The sequence below is a fragment of the Streptantibioticus silvisoli genome (assembly GCF_027947535.2).
Classification (GTDB): domain Bacteria; phylum Actinomycetota; class Actinomycetes; order Streptomycetales; family Streptomycetaceae; genus Streptantibioticus_C; species Streptantibioticus_C silvisoli.
On the sequence record NZ_JAAGKO020000003.1, the window covers coordinates 145750 to 163521 of the forward strand.

At 75.3% G+C, this 17772-nt stretch carries 16 protein-coding genes; 8 read left to right on the forward strand and 8 right to left on the reverse strand.

Features of this window, described 5'->3' with window-relative positions; genetic code table 11:
- Positions 1–226 precede the first annotated feature (226 nt).
- A complete protein-coding gene (locus tag POF43_RS03460; RefSeq protein WP_271314939.1) occupies positions 227–1138 on the reverse strand; it encodes a LysR family transcriptional regulator in 912 nt (303 codons plus the stop codon).
- Positions 1139–1363: 225 nt separating this feature from the next.
- Here POF43_RS03460 and POF43_RS03465 point away from each other — a divergent pair, with 225 nt between their 5' ends.
- A complete protein-coding gene (locus tag POF43_RS03465) occupies positions 1364–2437 on the forward strand; it encodes a phosphatidylinositol-specific phospholipase C domain-containing protein (RefSeq protein WP_271314938.1) in 1074 nt (357 codons plus the stop codon).
- A gap of 385 nt (positions 2438–2822) precedes the next feature.
- The gene (locus tag POF43_RS03470) at positions 2823–4049 is read left to right on the forward strand and encodes a S53 family peptidase (RefSeq protein ID WP_372515803.1); all 1227 of its coding nucleotides are present in this window, start codon (positions 2823–2825) and stop codon (positions 4047–4049) included.
- Between the two features lie 561 nt (positions 4050–4610).
- On the opposite strand, the gene POF43_RS03475 is transcribed toward POF43_RS03470, so the two are convergent.
- From POF43_RS03475 to xylB, 3 genes are all read right to left on the reverse strand, one after another.
- On the reverse strand, positions 4611–5153 hold the full coding sequence (locus POF43_RS03475) for a hypothetical protein (protein ID WP_271322764.1): 543 nt from the start codon (positions 5151–5153) through the stop codon (positions 4611–4613).
- A gap of 101 nt (positions 5154–5254) precedes the next feature.
- Positions 5255–6409 carry an ROK family transcriptional regulator gene (locus POF43_RS03480; RefSeq protein ID WP_271322772.1) on the reverse strand — a complete coding sequence of 385 codons (1155 nt, stop codon included), beginning with the start codon at positions 6407–6409 and terminating at the stop codon, positions 5255–5257.
- A 112-nt stretch (positions 6410–6521) separates the two neighbouring features.
- Positions 6522–7946, reverse strand: a complete 1425-nt coding sequence (gene xylB, locus POF43_RS03485) for a xylulokinase (RefSeq protein ID WP_271314424.1) — start codon at positions 7944–7946, stop codon at positions 6522–6524.
- Positions 7947–8061: 115 nt separating this feature from the next.
- Between xylB and xylA the strand changes: the two genes are divergently transcribed.
- Positions 8062–9225, forward strand: a complete 1164-nt coding sequence (gene xylA / locus POF43_RS03490) for a xylose isomerase (protein WP_271322765.1) — start codon at positions 8062–8064, stop codon at positions 9223–9225.
- A gap of 69 nt (positions 9226–9294) precedes the next feature.
- On the opposite strand, the gene POF43_RS03495 is transcribed toward xylA, so the two are convergent.
- Positions 9295–9912, reverse strand: a complete 618-nt coding sequence (locus POF43_RS03495) for an SMI1/KNR4 family protein (RefSeq protein ID WP_271322766.1) — start codon at positions 9910–9912, stop codon at positions 9295–9297.
- Between the two features lie 146 nt (positions 9913–10058).
- On the opposite strand from POF43_RS03495, the gene POF43_RS03500 reads away from it, so the two are divergent.
- From POF43_RS03500 to ku, 4 genes are all read left to right on the forward strand, one after another.
- Positions 10059–11522, forward strand: coding sequence for a lipase maturation factor family protein (locus tag POF43_RS03500; RefSeq protein WP_271322767.1), 1464 nt, complete (start codon positions 10059–10061; stop codon positions 11520–11522).
- Between the two features lie 104 nt (positions 11523–11626).
- Positions 11627–12577, forward strand: a complete 951-nt coding sequence (locus POF43_RS03505) for an isoaspartyl peptidase/L-asparaginase (protein WP_271322768.1) — start codon at positions 11627–11629, stop codon at positions 12575–12577.
- Entirely contained in the window at positions 12574–13398 is an 825-nt protein-coding gene (locus POF43_RS03510; RefSeq protein ID WP_271322769.1) for a M55 family metallopeptidase, read from the forward strand. The genes POF43_RS03505 and POF43_RS03510 overlap by 4 nt, the downstream gene beginning before the upstream one ends.
- Before the next feature lie 243 nt (positions 13399–13641).
- A complete protein-coding gene (gene ku / locus POF43_RS03515) occupies positions 13642–14643 on the forward strand; it encodes a non-homologous end joining protein Ku (RefSeq protein ID WP_271322770.1) in 1002 nt (333 codons plus the stop codon).
- A gap of 103 nt (positions 14644–14746) precedes the next feature.
- Here the strand turns inward: ku and ligD are convergent, their stop codons facing one another.
- From ligD to POF43_RS03530, 3 genes are all read right to left on the reverse strand, one after another.
- Positions 14747–15766, reverse strand: a complete 1020-nt coding sequence (gene ligD, locus POF43_RS03520; RefSeq protein ID WP_372515804.1) for a non-homologous end-joining DNA ligase — start codon at positions 15764–15766, stop codon at positions 14747–14749.
- Positions 15763–16191, reverse strand: a complete 429-nt coding sequence (locus POF43_RS03525) for a Crp/Fnr family transcriptional regulator (RefSeq protein WP_271314431.1) — start codon at positions 16189–16191, stop codon at positions 15763–15765. The genes ligD and POF43_RS03525 overlap by 4 nt, the downstream gene beginning before the upstream one ends.
- A 473-nt stretch (positions 16192–16664) precedes the next feature.
- Positions 16665–17315 (reverse strand): CatB-related O-acetyltransferase, encoded by a 651-nt coding sequence (locus POF43_RS03530; protein WP_271322771.1) that lies wholly within the window; start codon positions 17313–17315, stop codon positions 16665–16667.
- A gap of 184 nt (positions 17316–17499) precedes the next feature.
- Here POF43_RS03530 and POF43_RS03535 point away from each other — a divergent pair, with 184 nt between their 5' ends.
- The gene (locus tag POF43_RS03535) at positions 17500–17733 is read left to right on the forward strand and encodes a hypothetical protein (protein WP_282699189.1); all 234 of its coding nucleotides are present in this window, start codon (positions 17500–17502) and stop codon (positions 17731–17733) included.
- The last annotated feature ends 39 nt before the right edge of the window (positions 17734–17772 follow it).

The window sequence follows — 17772 nt, forward strand, 5'->3', positions numbered from 1 at the left end:
CGCCGGTCGCCGGTCGCCGGTTCAACGTGAACCGGTCGCGGGTCGGTCCCCACGCCACGCGGACGCGGTCACCGGGAGCCGGACGCGGGCATCGGGCATCGGGCGTCAGGCGCGGGACCCGGTCACCGGACGCCGCACAGCCGCCGGAGGCGGTCCCCACGCCACGCGGACGCGGTCAACGGACGCGGGACCCGGTCACCGGACGCCGCGCAGCCGCCGGAGGCGGTCAGTCCCACGCGGCGCGGATGCGGTCCGCCTGGAGCCGCAGGGCCGCCAGCAGGTCGCGGGCGCTGCCGGCGGTGGTGGAGCGCAGCATGGCGACCGCGATCTGCCGGGCCAGCGGCGGGCCGTCCAGCGGGCGGATCGCGAGGTCCTCGCGCGGGGTGCCGAGGGCGAGCCGGGGCAGCAGGGCGATGCCGGCGCCGGCCGCGACGAAACCCTGGATGACCCCGTAGTCGTCGGTGCGCAGCGCGTGCACCGGCTCGAAGCCGGCCCGGTGGCAGGCCCAGGTCAGCAACCGGTCGCAGGGGTCCCAGTCGGTGGTGCCGACGATCCACGCCTCGTCGCGCAGCGCCGGCAGCGGGACCCGTTCCAGCCGGGCGCAGGGGTGGTCGGCGGGCAGCGCCAGCAGCAGCGGGTCGTCGAGCAGCGGGTGGACGTCGATGTCCTCGTCGAGGTCGAGGCGGTCGCCGGGCTGGGAGAAGACCAGCGACAGGTGCAGTTCGCGCGAGCGCAGGCCGTCCAGCAGCGCGGGCAGTTCGCCCTCGGTCAGCGACAGCTCGACGCCGTGGTTGTGCAGCGAGCGGACCGCGGGCGGCAGCAGCAGGGCGCCGGCCGTGGGGAAGGTGCCGACCCGCAGGGTGGAGGCGCCGCGCTCCACCAGGTCGCGGACCTCCTTCTCGGCCGCGGTCAGCCGGCGCAGCACCGCGTCGGCGTGCGGCAGCAGGGCCTCGCCGACCTCGGTGAGGGTGGCGCCGCGGGCACCGCGGCGGACCAGCTGGGCACCGAAGTGCGACTCCAGCGAGGCCAGGTGGTGGGTGATGGTGGGCTGGCTGTAGTGCAGGGCGCGGGCCGCTCCGGCGAGTGAACCCTCTCGGGCTATGGCCCGCAGTACGTGCAGGTGCCGCAGGTCCATCATGCCTCCAGCATAGAGACCCGCTATGGAGCACGGCGGGGCACGGCCAAGAGGACTTGGGGGGCCGGACGCGGACGCGGGGACCGGATCGGCTACGCCGATCGGCGTAGCGCGGGCCGGTACCGGGGCCGCAGGGGGGCCGTTGTTCACCCGGGGTGACCTGTCGTGGACATGTCTAGGCCATTACGCTTCCGAATCCGTCCTCCGATCGAGAAGGGCCCTTCAGGCATGTCCGTATTCTCTGTCCGCAGACTCCTCGCGCCGCTGGTCGCGGGCGCGCTGGCCTGCGCCGCCGCGCTGCTGCCGCTGGCCACGGCGGCGCCGGCCGCCGCCGACGGCACCGGCGACCTGTCGCTGGCCGGTGCCACCACGGTCGGCATCCACAACACCTATGACCCGAGCGCCTACCCGTACCTGGCCGACGCGCTGGACAACGGCGCCTCGCTGATCGAGCTGGACACCTGGGTCGACATCGTCACCAACGAGTGGAAGGTCAGCCACTCCAACCCGCTGGGCAACGACAACAACTGCGTGACCGCCACCGACGCCTCCGGGCTGTACAGCGGCGGCGCCAACAAGGACCTGGGCGACTGCCTGGACGACATCCGGCTGTGGATGGGCGCCCACCCCGGGCACGGGCCGATCATGATCAAGCTGGAGCTGAAGGAGGGCTTCGACCAGACCGCCGGCATGGGCCCGGCCGCGCTGGACGCGCTGGTCAAGCAGCACCTGGGCTCGATGGTCTACACGCCGGGCGACCTGCTGGCCAAGCCCGGCGGCGGCAGCTACCCGGACCTGGACACCGCGGCGAAGGCCGGCAACTGGCCGACCCGCTCGGCGCTGTCCGGCAAGGTGCTGCTGGAGGCCATCCCCGGCACCGTCGAGCAGGGCAACCCGTTCGACCACCTGTGGACCGACGTGGAGTACGCCGACTACCTGCGCGACCTGAACGCGAGCGGCAACGTCTCGCAGGCGGAGATCTTCCCCAGCGTGCTGAACGCGGCGACCGGTGACCCGCGCACCCGGTACACCGACACGACGATCCGCCCCTGGTTCGTGGTCTTCGACGGCGACGCCGCGACCTACGTGAACGGGATCGACACCTCCTGGTACGACACCAACCACTACCTGCTGATCATGACCGACGCGCAGAACGTCACGCCCACCTTGGACGACACCGCACCGAGCGTGGCCGACGCGCAGGCCAGGGTGGCCCAACTCGCCGCCGACCACGCCAGTTTCGTCTCCTGCGACTGGCAGGGCCTGACCACCGTGCTGCCGGAGGTCCTGCCGCGCGGCTGAAAATCGCCGCCCCCGTACGCCCCGCCCGCCCCCGGACCCGGCAGAACCGGTCTCCGCGGGCGGGCGGTTGTGCTCAGTGCGGCGCGTTGCCGGTCAATTGCCGCTGCTTATGCGGCTTTTGCGGGGAAATGCGGCCCACAAGGTGACCCCTGGGACGGCAGGGTCTCTTGTGAGGGCCGCCACGTTGGGCTAACTTCACCGCCAGACACCACTGACCGGGGTGGCAATGAGACGGCGGATGACCGTCGTTCCGCCGTTGTCATGCCCATGCCGGTATGTGGTGTTACGCAACGCCGCTCCACCCTTCACCGCTCCAGGGAGCGCGAACACCGTCACCCCACAACGACGGCCGCGTATCCCCAACCCCCACAGGGAGGGCAGTTCGTTGACCACGACTTCCGCACGCCGCCGCAGAATCCAGCGCACCGCCGGTGCCGTCGTCTCGGCCGTCGCGCTGATCAGCGCGGGCATGGCCACCGCCGCCACGGCGGGCGCCGCCACCCCGGCCGGTCACGGCCAGGACTACAAGCGGGTCTGTTCGGTCGCCAAGCCCGGCTTCGCGGCCTGCAACGCGCTGGAGCGCACCAACGTCGTCCAGAAGATGGCGCTGTCGCCGAACGCGACCCCCGACGGCTACGGCCCGTCCGACCTGACCAGCGCCTACAACCTGCCCACCGACGGTGGCGCCGGCCAGACCATCGGCATCGTGGACGCGCAGGACGACCCCAACGCCGCCTCCGACATGGCCGCCTACCGCGCGCAGTACGGCCTGCCGGCCTGCGGCGACGGCTGCTTCAGCAAGGTCGCGGAGGACGGCAGCACCAACTACCCGACCGCCGACTCCGGCTGGGCCGGCGAGATCTCGCTCGACCTCGACATGGTCTCGGCCATCGCGCCGAACGCCCACATCATCCTGGTCGAGGCCACCTCGGCGAACATGGACGACCTGGGCGCGTCGGTCAACGAGGCCGTCTCGCTGGGCGCGGGCTTCATCTCCAACAGCTACGGCGGCTCCGAGGACTCCTCGGACACCTCCGCCGACAGCCAGTACTTCAACCACCCCGGCACCGTCATCACCGCCTCCGCCGGTGACGACGGCTACGGCGTCGAGTACCCGGCCGCCTCCCCCGGCGTCACCGCGGTCGGCGGCACCTCGCTGAGCCAGGACTCCAGCTCGCGCGGCTGGAGCGAGAGCGTGTGGGGCAGCTCCTCCGGCGGCGAGGGCACCGGTTCCGGCTGCTCGACCATCGAGCCGAAGCCGTCCTGGCAGACCGACGCCGACTGCTCGGGCCGTACCGTCGCGGACGTCTCCGCGGTGGCCGACCCCAACACCGGTGTCGCGGTCTACGACACCTACGGCGCCAGCGGCTGGAACGTCTACGGCGGCACCAGCGCCGCGTCGCCGATCATCGCGTCGGTCTACGCGCTGGCCGGCACCCCGTCCTCGGGCAGCAACCCGGCGTCGTTCCCCTACGCCAACACCGGCGCGCTGAACGACGTCACCTCCGGCTCCAACGGTGACTGCTCGGACTACCTGTGCACCGCGGGCTCCGGCTACGACGGCCCGACCGGCCTGGGCACCCCGAACGGCACGGCGGCCTTCACCGGCTGACGCCCGTTCACCCCGCTCAACGAAGGCCCCCGGCGCGCGAGTTGGCGCCGGGGGCCTTTCGCGTGCCGGGCGGCCGGGGCGCGGCTGCGACGGGCACGGGCCGGGGCGCGGGGACACCGGGGGCGACCGGTGAGGGTGCGGAGGAAGGCGCTGGCGTCGCCCGGGCGGCACCGTGGTCCATCCGAGACCGTGACCCGCCCGGCGGCACCGTGCGCCGCGGCCCGGGCGTCCGGGCGGTATCCGGGGCATCCGGGGCATCTTGGAGGACGGCGGCGTCTACGGCCGGAGCGTGGCCGCACCGTGTACCGCGTACCGGCCCGGCGGGACGCCACCGCGGACCGGCCCGGCGGGACGTAGCACCTGCCGCGGAACGGTCCTGCGAGCATCCGCGCGATCCGCCGCGCCCGGGCCGGTGACCGACCGCCCGCCGACCGGCCCGCCCGGCCCTGTGACGGCCCGCGGGCGCGGGCGGCGCCGTCGAGGCCCGCGAGGGGCCGCGCGGCGGTGAGGGGCTCGCACACGGCGGCGCGCCGGGCGGTCCTCAGTGCTTGCTCGCGGTCCTCAGTGTCCGAACAGGTGCCGTCCGGGCCGGTGGCTCGTCCCCCGGCCGCCGGACACCTCGGGCGGCAGGCCGCCGTCCTGGGCGCGCTCGTCCGCGACGGTCGGGTCCTCCGCCATCACCGGGTCGGCGCCCCGGTCCACGTAGCCCCGCTCCTCGGCGCCGCGGTTGACGTACCCGCGGTCCGCACTGCTGCGGTCCACGTATCCGCGGTCCACGTAGCCCTGTTCCGCGTAGCCGTCCTGAGCGCGGGAGGCCAGTTGGTCACGTTCGGCCTGCGCCTCGCGGGCCTCGCGCTTGGCCGCCCGCAGCTCCGCGCGCCGCCGGACGGCCCGCCGTCCGCCGCCGCGCATCATCACCAGCCCCAGGCAGAACAGCAGCGCCAGCGCCGCACCGGCCAGGAAGACCGCCATCGTGTTCATCGTCGCGATGGAGTGCCCGAGCACCGTGGGGGTGTAGTCGGGGCCACCGGCGGAGTTGCCGGCGATCAGCAGGCCGGTGAACGCGGCAGTCGCCGCGACGAGAAGAAGTCCCAGCAAAAGCATCGCAGTCACCTCGATCCGTGCGCTTCATCCTCGGTAGGCGGCTACCCAGAACGGCCGGGTTCAACTGCACCCCGCCGCGAGCACCCCGCGTGACCGCCCGGTCACCGGGCGGCGACCGCCGAGGCGTAACGGGCCGGGTCCTCGATGACGCCACGCACCGTCAGCATCGCGGCGCCCAGCACCGGTCCGCGCCGGCCGAGCGCGGAGACGGTCAGCGCGCCGGGGTCCCACGGGCGGACCGCGACCCGGGCGCGGATCTCGCGGCGCATGCCGGGCAGCAGCCAGTCGCCGAGTTCGGCGTAGGCACCGCCGAGCACCACCGCCGCCGGGTCGACGAGGTTGACGACGCCGGCCAGCGCGGTGCCCAGCGCGACGCCGGCCCGCTCCAGCGCCGCCAGCACCGGCTCCTCACCGCGGGCCGCCCGCCGGGCCAGGTCGGCCACCCGGTCGCCGGCCGGCTCGCGCAGACCGGCCGCCCGGACCACCGCCGCCGCCCCGGCGTACCGCTCCAGGCAGCCGCGCGAACCGCAGGCGCACGGCTCGCCGTCGGGGTGGACCGGGACGTGGCCGAGCTCGCCGGCGAAGCCCCGCACACCGCGGAAGAGCCGGCCGCCGACCAGCAGCGCCGCGCCGATGCCCGCCTCGGCGGAGACGTGCACGGCGTCGGCGCACCCGGTGCCGAGCCAGCGTTCCGCCTGGGCGCCGAGGTTGGCCTCGTTGTCGACGGTGAGCGGCACGCCGGGCAGCCGTTCGGCCAGCAGGGCGGCGGCCGGCACCTGGCGCCAGCCGAGGTTGGGGGCGTGCGCGACGACGCCGTCCGGGGTGACCAGGCCGGGCACCGCGAGCGCCGCGCCGGCCGTGGGCGACGGATGGCTGTCCATCAACTCCTGTGCCATGTCGGCCAGTTGACGCAGCACGTCGGCCGGGTCGCGGTCCTGCGGGGCGTGGTCGGCGCGGGCGGTGGCGCGGACCGTGCCGGTCAGGTCGACCAGGCAGGCGGCCAGGTGGCGCACCCCGACCTCCAGGCCCAGGCCGGCCGGGCCCGCGGGGTCGGGGCCCAGCGCGCTGCCCGGCCGGCCGACCCGGCCGCTGGGGGCCGGGCCGCGTTCGGCGACCAGGCCGGCGGTCATCAGCTCGTCGACCAGGCTGGAGACCGCGGCGCGGGTCAGTCCGGTGCGGCCGGCCACCGCGGCGCGCGACAGCGGTCCGGCGTCGGCCACCGCGGCCATGACCAGGGCGAGGTTCTGCCGGCGCATGCCCGCCTGGGAGGCCGGGCGCCGGACCGGGTCGGCGGGGTGCGGGTGACCGGGCACCGGGTCGGTCCGCTCCACGGTCGCGCTCCTCGCAGCTCGGTCGTCCACCTGTGCCCTACGCCTGACGGTAGGTCATCAGCTCGGCGGCGCGGCTCAGCGTACCGGCGATGCGTTCGACGGCCTCGGTGTCGCGCGGGACCGCCTCCAGCAGCGGGCCGTCGGCGGCGCCCCAGCGGCGGGCCACGTCGTAGGGCGACTCGCCGGTGACCAGCCCGGCGGCCTGGGCGGCGGCGCCGAGCGCGACGAGTTCCCTGCCCTGCGGCACCCGCACCGGGCGCCCGGACAGCCGCCGGACGGTGTCCTGCCAGGCGGCACCCTGGGCACCGCCGCCGATGAGCAGCAGTTCGTCACCGGCGCCGGCGCTCTCGCCGCCCTGGCGCAGCACGTCCTCCAGGGCGACCAGCAGGGTGTGCACCGCGCCGTCGTAGGCGGCCTGGAGCAGCTGGCCGGGGGTGGTGTCGTGCCGCAGGCCGTGGAAGAGCCCGGAGGCGTTGGGCAGGTTGGGGGTGCGTTCGCCGTCGAGGAACGGCAGGACGACCGCGGTGCCGCCGGCCTCGACCGCGTCGCGTTCGCGGCCGAGCAGGGTGGCGATCCGGTCGACGGCCAGCGTGCAGTTGAGGGTGCAGGCCAGCGGCAGCCAGTCCTCGCCCGCGTCGGCGAAGCCGGCCACCGTGCCGGTGGGGTCGGCGGGCCGGCCGCGGGTGACGGCGTAGACGGTGCCGGAGGTGCCCAGCGACAGCACCGGCACCCCGGGCCGCAGGCCCAGGCCCAGGGCGGCGGCCATGTTGTCGCCGGTGCCGGCCGCGACCGGGACGCCCTCGCGCAGCGCGGCGCCGGCCCGCACGGTGCCGGCCGCGGCGCCGGCCGGGACCACCTCGGGCAGCAGCGCCGGATCGAGGCCGACCAGGCCGAGCAGGTCCTTGTCGTAGCCGGCCGGCGTCCACCAGCCGGTGCCGGAGGCGTCGCCGCGGTCGGTGGTGCCGGCGCCGGTCAGCCGGCCGGTGAGGTAGTCGTGCGGCAGCCGCACGGCGGCGGTCGCGGCGGCGGTGTGCGGCTCGTTGTCGCGCAGCCAGGCCCACTTGGCGACGGTGAACGCGGCGGTGGGCACCGACCCGGCCCGGCCGGCCCAGCTGTGGGCGCCCAGCCGCGCGGTGAGCGCCTCGGCCTGCGGCGCGGACCGCACGTCGTTCCACAGCAGCGCCGGGCGCAGCGGGGCGCCGGCCGCGTCCAGTACGACCAGGCCGTGCTGCTGGCCGCCGATCGAGACGGCGGCGGCGCGGTCGGCGTGGCCGGTGGCCCGGACGGCGTCGTCGAAGGCCCGCCCCCACTGGCGGGGGTCGCTCTCGCGGCCCTCTCCGGCGCTGACGGTGTGCGGGGCGCGTCCGGTGCCGAGCACTTCGCCGGTCTCCACGTCGACGGCGACCGCCTTGGTGGCCTGCGTCGAGCTGTCGACGCCGATGACGACGGGTGCGGCGGCCATGTCGGTCTCCTCTGCGGTGCGGGGGCGGGTCGGTTCGGGGGCTTCCCCTGGGCCTACTGTCATACTAGTTTGTTTTCCGCCTTTACGAATAGAGCCGCGACCCCGGGAGCCCGCCATGCCGCAGTCCTTCACCCCCACCCCCGAGGACCGCTTCACCTTCGGGTTGTGGACCGTCGGCTGGACCGGGCGCGACCCGTTCGGCGACCCGACCCGCGCGGCGCTGGAACCGGCCGAGTCGGTGCGGCGGCTGGCGGACCTGGGCGCGTACGGCGTGACGTTCCACGATGACGACGTGGTGCCGTTCGGCGCGTCGCAGGCGGACCGCGACGACCGGCTGCGGCGGTTCCGCCGGGCGCTGGAGGAGACCGGGATGAAGGTCCCGATGGCGACCACCAACCTGTTCACCCACCCGGTCTTCAAGGACGGCGCCTTCACCGCCAACGACCGCGACGTGCGGCGGTTCGCGCTGCGCAAGACGCTGCGCAACATCGACCTGGCCGCCGAACTGGGCGCGTCGGTGTACGTGGCCTGGGGCGGCCGGGAGGGCACCGAGTCCGGCGCGGCCAAGGACGTGCGGGTGGCGCTGGACCGGCTGAAGGAGGCGTTCGACTTCCTGGCCGGCTACGTCACCGAACGCGGCTACGACCTGCGGTTCGCCATCGAGCCGAAGCCCAACGAGCCGCGCGGCGACATCCTGCTGCCGACGGTGGGCCACGCGCTGGCGTTCATCGAGCGGCTGGAGCGGCCGCAGCTGTTCGGGGTGAACCCGGAGGTGGGCCACGAGCAGATGGCCGGGCTGAACATCACGCACTCCGTCGCGCAGGCGCTGTGGGCGGGCAAGCTGTTCCACATCGACCTCAACGGCCAGTCCGGCATCAAGTACGACCAGGACCTGCGGTTCGGCGCCGGCGACCTGCGGCAGGCGTTCTGGCTGGTGGACCTGCTGGAGGGCGCCGGGTACGCCGGGCCGCGGCACTTCGACTTCAAGCCGCCGCGCACCGAGGACTACGCCGGGGTGTGGGCGTCGGCGGCCGGCTGCATGCGCAACTACCTGATCCTGCGCGACCGCGCGGCGGCGTTCCGCGGCGATCCGCGGGTCGCCGAGGCGCTGCGGGCCGCCCGGCTGGACCAGCTGGCGGTGCCGACGCTGGCGCCGGGCGAGTCCCTGGAGGCGCTGCTGGCCGAGCCGTTCGACCCGCGGGCCGCCGCCGAACGCGGCATGGCGCTGGAGGCGCTGGACCAGCTGGCGCTGGACCACCTGCTGGGCGTGCGGGGCTGACGGACCGCGGGAGCGGCCCCGGCGGGGTGCGCCGGACCGCCCCCGGCGGGACCCGGTGGTGACGGGCGGTCAGACGGCGGCCGGGGTGCCGGCCCGGGCCCGGGCCTGCGCGCCCCACCGGTCGAGTTCGACCGACTGCAACTGGTCGTCGGCGACGGCGGCATCGAGGTCCCCCCAGTCGTCGGCGTCCGGGTCGGCGTACCAGCCCGTCCCGGCGAGCGAGGTCTCCAGCCAGCCGGCCAGGCCGTCGGCGTCCTTGAACCAGGCGTTGGCCCAGTCGTGGTCGGCCTCGTTGGGGTCGAACAGCACGACGGTGCCCTCGGCGCTGCGGCAGTCCACCGCGGCGATCATCTCGCTGCCCCAGGTCAGCAGCGGGACCACGCCCTCGGGCCAGAACCAGCCGGGGTCGCCGGGGTCGGCGGACCGCCGGGCGGCGTACCCGGCGACCAGCGCGCCGGGGTCGCCGGCCGGGCCGTCCAGCGGGAAGAACCGGTCGTCGGGGCCGAAGCCGCCGTCGGCGATCTCGGTGTACAGGCGGGCCAGCAGCGGGTGCAGGGCGAAGCCGAGGCGTTCCTCGGCCGCCGCCAGGTCCCGGGGCGGGACCGGGTCGGGCAGGAGGGCGCAGCGTTCGTGGGCGCGGGCCGCCAGGCGTGCGATCAGATCGTCATAGCGGTCATGGACAGTCATGGGACGGCATCATGCCGTCCGGCCGGCCGGAAGCTGTGACCGGGGCATCCCCAACCTGTGCGCCGCGGGCGGAACCGGCCGGCCCGATTCGCCGTCAGGGGGCGCGCACCGCACACCGGGGCGGGGCGAAGTGGTACAGATGACCGGTGGAGTGGTTCACCGTCCCCGGCCAGCAGCTGGGCCGGCTGGTCTTCCAGCGGGGCCTGGCCGCCGTGTACGCCGTCGCGTTCGCCTGCTGCGCCGCGCAGTTCGGAGCGCTGATCGGGCGGCACGGGATGCTGCCGGTGCCGCGCTTCACCGCCCGGGTGCCGTTCCGGCGCGCGCCGAGCCTGTTTCACCTGCGGTATTCCGACCGCCTGTTCGCGTCGGTCGCGTGGGGCGGGACGGTGCTGGCGGCGGCGGTGGCCGGCGGCGCGGCGGACGCGGTGCCGCTGTGGGCGGCGACGGTGATGTGGGCGCTGCTGTGGGCGGCGTACCTGTCGGTCGTCAACGTCGGGCAGGTCTGGTACGGCTTCGGCTGGGAGACGCTGCTGCTGGAGACCGGCTTCCTGGCGGTCTTCCTGGGCAACGCGCGGTGCGGCCCGCCGGTGCTGACGCTGTGGCTGCTGCGCTGGCTGCTGTTCCGGGTGGAGTTCGGGGCCGGGCTGATCAAGCTGCGCGGCGACCGCTGCTGGCGGGATCTGACCTGCTTGTCCTACCACCACGAGACGCAGCCGATGCCGGGACCGCTGAGCTGGCTGTTCCACCGGCTGCCCGGCCCGGTGCACCGGGTGGAGGCAGCCGCCAACCACGTGGCCCAACTGGTCGTCCCCGTCCTGCTGTTCACCCCGCAGCCGGTGGCGGGGACGGCGGCCGCGGTGGTGGTCGTGACGCAGCTGTGGCTGGTGGCGTCGGGCAACTTCGCGTGGCTGAACTGGCTGACGATCGTACTGGCGCTGCCGACGGCGCTGGCCGGTCCGCTGTCCGGGGCGCTGCCGGACACCGGGGCCCGCCCGCCGGCGCCGGGCTGGTTCGAGGCGCTGGTGATCGCGGTGACCGCGCTGGTGGCGTGGCGCAGCGCGGGCCCGGTGCGCAACATGCTGTCGCGCCGCCAGCTGATGAACGTCTCCTTCGACCCGCTGCGGCTTGTCAACTCCTACGGCGCGTTCGGCACGGTGGGCCGGGTGCGGTACGAGGTGGTGGTCGAGGGCACCGGCGAGCGGGAGGTGACGGCGGGCACCCGGTGGCTCGAGTACGGCTTTCGCGGCAAGCCGGGCGACCCGCGGCGGCTGCCGCGCCAGTGGGCGCCCTACCACCTGCGGCTGGACTGGATGATGTGGTTCGCCGCGCTGTCGCCGGGCCCGCCGGGCGAGTGGTTCACCGTCTTCGTCCGGCGGCTGCTGGAGGGCGACCGGGCGACGCTGCGGCTGCTGCGCTCGAACCCGTTCCCGCGCACCCCGCCGGTGTACGTGCGGGCGGTGCTGTACCGGTACCGCTTCACCACCTGGGCGGAGCTGCGGGCCACCGGTGCGTGGTGGAGCCGGACGCCGGTGCGGGTGTACCTGCCGCCGGTCGGCCCGCGGGACCGGGCGGGCGGGGACGGCGGCGCCGGGCCGGCGGCGGCCCGCTGACGTGCGGCGATCGGCCGCCGCGGGCGCGGTCGTACTGGTGGCGGACCGGCGGCGGGTGCCAGACTGCGCCGGACGGCGGACGGACCTGCGGAAGGTGGCGTGGCATGGCGGAGCCGGTGATCATCGGCAGCGAGCGCAGCGAGGCGGGCCTGGCGGCCGGGATGGAGACGCTGCGGCGCGGCGGTTCGGCGCTGGACGCGGTGGAGGTGGCGCTGCGGGCCTGCGAGGACAACCTCGACGACCACTACGTCGGCACCTCGGGGCTGCCGAACGCGCAGGGCGTGGTGGAGCTGGACGCGTCGGTGATGACCGGTTCCGACCGGCGGTTCGGCGCGGTGGCGGCGCTGCGCGGCTACCCGCATCCGGTCTCGGTGGCCCGCGCGGTGCTGGAGCGGCTGCCGCAGCACAGCCTGCTGGTCGGCGAGGGCGCGGCGATGTTCGCCAAGGAGTGCGGCTTCGGCACGGCGGAGCTGCTGACGGAGACCTCGCGGCGGCTGTGGCGCGAGCGGCTGGCCGCCGCGTCGGCGGAGTCGGTGGAGGGGGAGAACACCGCGGCGACCTCCGGCGACCGGCGCTACCGGCAGCAGGCGCTGGACCTGGTCCGGCGGCTGCCGCCGCACGACGGCCCGTGGGGCACGATCAACGTCATCGCGCTGGACGCCTCGGGCGAGATGTGCGTGGGGGTGTCCACCTCCGGCTACCCGTACAAGTACCCGGGCCGGGTGGGTGACTCGGCGGTGCCGGGCGCCGGCAACTGGTGCGACCTGCGGGCCGGCGGCGCGGCCTGCACCGGGCGCGGTGAGCTGGCCATGCGCGGCGGCACGGCCCGTACCGTGGTCGACCTGATGGCCGGCGGCGCGGACCCGGCCGGGGCGTGCGCCGCCGCGCTGCGCGAGGCGGCCGGCCTGCCGGACGACTTCCGCGCCGAGCTGCGGGCGCTGGCGCTGGCCCCGGACGGGCGGCACGGCGGCGCGTCGGGGCAGCGGGGTTCGGTCTACCAGGTGATGACGGCCGGCTGTACGCAGCCGCGGACGTGTGCGAGGAGGGTGGCGTGAAGGTCTTCGTCTCCAGCGACATGGAGGGCACCGCGGGGGTGGTGGCCTGGGAGCAGTGCCGGGCCGGGCAGCCGGAGTACGCCCACTACCGGGAGCTGCTCCAGGAGGAGGTCAACGCGGCCATCGAGGGCGCGGCGGCGGCCGGGGCGGAGGAGTTCCTGGTCAACGACAGCCACGGCGCGATGGCCAACCTGCGCCCCGAGCGGCTGTCGGGCCACGCGCGGTACCTGTCGGGCCGGCACAAACCGATGTACATGATGCAGGGCCTGGACGCGACGTTCGACGCGGTGTTCTTCGTGTCGTACCACGGCTCGATGTCCGGCGGCTCCTCGGTGCTGTCGCACACCTACAACCCGCTGGCGATCAGCGAGGTGCTGCTCAACGGGGTACCGGCCGGCGAGTCGGGGATCAACGCGCTGGCGGCGCTGGGGTACGGCGTGCCGGTGGTGCTGATCACCGGGGACGACACGACGGCCCGCGAGGTCGAGCCGTTCTGTCCCGGCGTCCACCGGGCGGTGGTGAAGACGTCGGTGTCGCGGTTCGCGGCCGACAGCATGCACCCGCTCCAGGCCCGGGAGCTGATCCGCACCGCCGCGCGGGCGGCGATCGAGTCGCTGCCGCAGGCCGGTCCGCCGGCGATCACGCTGCCCGCCACGCTGGAGGTGACGTTCCGCAACGCGGACCTGGCCGAGATGGCGACCTGGATCACCGGGGTGGAGCGGACCGGGACGGTGAGCGTGGCGATGGCCGGCGAGAACCCGTTGCGGCTGTTCCGCACCTTCGTCACGGTGGTGCTGCTGACCCGGGGCATCGCGGAGTGAACCGGTGCCCCGGGCCGGTACGGCGTGAGCCGGGCGCGTTCCGCGCGGGCGCGCCGCTCACCGCCGCGCCCGCCCGGGCCGGTGCCGCAGCCGGTTCCGCTTCGCTGCCGGACGCCCCCGGCCGACCGGGCGGGCGCGACCGCCGCGAGCCGGTCGCACCGGTGCCCCGGACGGGCGATCGGGGCCGGTCAAAGCCAGCGGTGACGGCTTACGCTTAAGGCTCCGCGACGGAGGGACACGCGCATGCGCAGCATCTGGAAAGGGGCCATCACCTTCGGCCTGGTCTCCATTCCGGTTTCGCTGTTCAAGGCGACCCAGGAGCACCGGCTGCCGCTGCACCAGGTGCACGCCGAGGACGGCGGCCGGGTGCGGCAGAAGCGGGTGTGCGAGGTCTGCGGCGAGGAGGTCGCCTACGCCGACCTCGCCAAGGGGTACGAGGACGGCCAGGGCCGCCAGGCGGTGCTCACCGACGACGACCTCGCCGACCTGCCGCTGCCCAGCAAGAAGATCATCGACGTGCTGGCCTTCGTCGACGCCGACGACATCGACCCGGTGATGCTGTCGTCGACGTACTACCTCGACACCGGCTCGGCCACCGCCGACAAGCCCTACGCGCTGCTGCGCGACGCCATGGTGGAGGGCGGCAAGGCGGCCATCACCAAGATCACCCTGTCCACCCGCGAGTCCCTGGCGCTGCTGCGGGTGCACGAGGGCGTGCTGACGCTGCACACCATGTACTGGCCGGACGAGGTGCGTCCCGCCACCGACCTCGGCCCGGCTCAGAACGTGACGATCCGGCCGCAGGAACGCAAGATGGCCGCGAGCCTGATGGCGACGCTGTCGGAGGACTTCGACCTCGACGCGCTCCACGACGAATACCAGAGCGCGCTGGAACGGCTGGTCAGCGCCCGGCTGGAGGGCAAGCCGGCCCCCGCCCCCGAGGCGGCCGGCGCCCCGGACAACGTCATCGACCTCACGTCCGCCCTCCAGGCCAGCCTGGACGCCAGCAGCGGCCGGGCCTCCGGCGGCGGGGCCGGCGACCAGGACGGGTCCGCCGCGGGCCCGGCGGGCGGCGGGCGGGCGGCGAAGAAGACCGCGGCCGGCAAGAAGACCGCCGCGAAGAAGACCGCCGCCAAGACGTCGTCCGGCGGCTCCGCCGGCAAGGGCGCGGCGGCGAAGAAGACCGCGGCGGCCGGCAAGAAGAAGGCGGCGGCGAAGAAGACCTCCGCGCGCAAGGCGTCGTGACGCGTTCGCCCCGCCGCCCGGCCCCACCGGGGTGCGCGCGGGCGTACGCGGCGGGCCGGCCGGCCCTGGCCGGGGCCTTGTCCGGGCGTGCGCGCGGGGCCGGCTAGCCCTGCGGGCGTTCGCGGACGACCTGGCCGGCGGGTTTGTCGTCGCGCAGGCCCAGGAAGCGCGGGTGGCGCAGCTTCCCGTCGCGGGTCCACTCGGTGAACGCGATCTGGGCCACCAGCCGCGGCTCCACCCAGTGGGCGGCCGACTCGCGCACCGGGTCGGCGAACGGGCTGGCCGGCCGGGCGAGCCCGCTCAGCAGGGCGGCGATCCGGCGCAGGGCGGCCTGGTCGAACCCGGTGCCGACCTTGCCGGCGTACCGCAGCGCGCCGCCGGGTTCGTCGTGGTGGCCCAGCAGCAGGGCGCCGAAACCGGTGCGCGCGCCGGACGGCGCGGTCCAGCCGCCGATGACGAGTTCCTGCCCGGCCGAGCACTTCAGCTTCAGCCAGTCCGCGGACCGGCCTTCCGCGTACCGGCCGTCGGCCCGTTTGGCGATCAGGCCCTCCCAGCCCCGCCGGCAGGCGTCCTGGAGCATCGCGGGGTCCCAGGCGTTGCGGTGCGGGGTGAGGCGCAGCGGCGCGGCGAGGACCAGTTCCCGGCGCAGCAGCGCCTTGCGGGTCCGCAGCGGCAGCCGGGTCAGGTCGTGGCCGTCGAGCCGCAGCAGGTCGAAGACGTAGTACGTGACGGTCACGCCGCTGGCCGCCGCCGCCCGCGCGTCGGTCAGGCCCATCCGGCGCTGGAGCAGGCTGAAACTGGTGCGCCCGCGGTCCAGCGCGACGACCTCGCCGTCCAGCACGAGGTCGTCGTGGCGCTGGGGGGCCAGCGCGGCGGCGATCTCCGGGTAGGTGGCGGACAGCGGCTGCCCGGTCCGCGAGACCAGCTCGGCGCCGGTGCCGGAACGGGCGGCCAGCACCCGGACCCCGTCCAGTTTCCGTTCGAACAGCCACCGGTCGTCGAAGTCGCTCCGGTCGCTGCGCACCGCCAGCATCGGCCGCGTCAGCCGCAGCGGCCGGCCGGGCGACAGCCGGGAGCGCTGCTCGGCGGGCAGGGCGTCCAGCGGGCCGCGGCCGGCGGTCACGAGTCGATGAGCCGGGACCGGGCGGCGTGCAGCCGCTGGGCCAGCACCTCGGCGACCGCCCGGATCAGGGCGTATCCCAGCCGCGGATCGTGGTCGCACTCCTCGCGGATCTCGGCGCCGTCGAACTCGTAGGCGCGCACCGGGCTCAGTGCCTCCGCGCCGAAGTCCCACTCGTACGGCGGGAACATCCACGACCAGCCCAGCAGGTCGCCCGGGCCCAGGGTCTCCACCGTCACACTGCGCGACTCCGACAGCCGCAGGTCCAGCGTGACCGCGCCGGACCGGATGACCCAGAACCGGTCGGCGTTGCCGCGTTCCTCGAACACCCGCGCGTCCTGCGGGAAGGAGACCTCACGGGCCAGCGTCAGCATGCGTTCGCGGAACTCGGGTGGTATCGCCCGCAGCAAGCGGGTACCAGCTGTCATGGCCGACCTCCTCGCCGTGGGCAACCGACCGGGCGTACCCCCATTGGACCCACGATCGCCTCCGGCGGCATCCGGAGGGCGCGAAACCCTTCCCGTGCCCGGGCCGGCGCCGGTCCGCCGGGCCGGGTCCGCGCCGGGGGCTGGCCGTTCTACGCCGGGGTCGCACGGGGTCGGGCGGGTCCGCACCGGGGCCACTCCGGGATCGGCCGGGTACGCACCGGGGTCGGCCGGGTACGCACCGGGGTCGGCCGGATCTGCGCCGGGGGCCGGCCGTTCTACGCCGGGGTCGCACGGGGTCGGGCGGGTCCGCACCGGGGCCACTCCGGGATCGGCCGGGTACGCACCGGGGTCGGCCGGATCTGCTCCGGATCCGCACGGGTCCGCGCCGGGTCCGCCGCCGGTTCGGCCTGGCCAGCCGCCGGGGTCGCACCGGGTCCACGCCGGGTCCGCGCCTGGCCCGCCGCCGACCAGCGTCAGGTACCGCGGGCGTCCGGAGCGGCGGCCTCCAGGTCGGCTACGGTGCCGGACATGATCGTCCGCACGTGTGCGGTGATGTGCTCGGCGGGCCAGTCCCACCAGGCCACCGCGAGCAGCCGGGCCACGTCCTCGTCGCTGAAGCGCGAACGCACCCGGCGGGCCGGGTTGCCGGCGACGATCGCGTAGTCGGGCACGTCCGCGGCGACCACGGCACCGGCGCCGATGATCGCGCCGTGCCCGATCCGCACCCCGGGCATGACCGTCGCGCCGTGGCCGAACCAGACGTCGCTGCCCACGACGGTGTCGCCGCGGTTCGGCAGGCCGGTGAGCAGGTCGAGGTGCTCCGCCCACGAGCCGCCCATGGTCGGGAAGGGGAAGGTCGACGGGCCGTCCATGCGGTGGTTGGCGCCGTTCATGAGGAAGCGCACGCCGGTGCCCAGCGCGCAGAACCGGCCGATGACCAGCCTCTCCGGGCCGTAGTGGTGGAGAACGTTGCGGGTCTCGAACGCGGTCGGGTCGTCCGGGTCGTCGTAGTAGGAGTACTCCCCCACCTCGATCAGCGGGGAGGTCACCAGCGGCTTGAGGAGCACCACACGCGGCTGGCCGGGCATCGGGTGAAGCACCGTCAGGTCGGCGGGCACGGGCATGGCGGGCGCTTCCTCACGGGCCGGGAGTGGGTCTTGAGCCCATGATCGCGGTACCGCGCCGGCGAGGACACCGATTTCCCTCCCGCCGGCTTTGTCCCCCGGCAGGACGTGACCGGTGCCGGTGGGTCGGCGTTGACCGGGTGGGTCCGGTGAACGGCACCGGCGCGGTGGAAGGACGGCGGTCATGGGACGTAGGCGGATGCGGACGGCGGTGGCGGTGGCGGTGCTGGCGGCGGGGTGCCTCGCGGCGGGGGGCGGTACGGCGGTGGCCGCCGCGGGCGGGGACGCCACCGGGTGCGCGCTGCCGCTGTCCGACCTGAGCCTGCTGGGGGTGAAGGCGGCCCCGGACTCCCTCGGCGGCGCCTGCGACGCGCTGAAGACCGACGGCGGCCACGACCCAGGGCTCGGCGGACACTGACGGCGCCTGCCCGCGGCGGACGGAGTGCCGGGGCCGGCC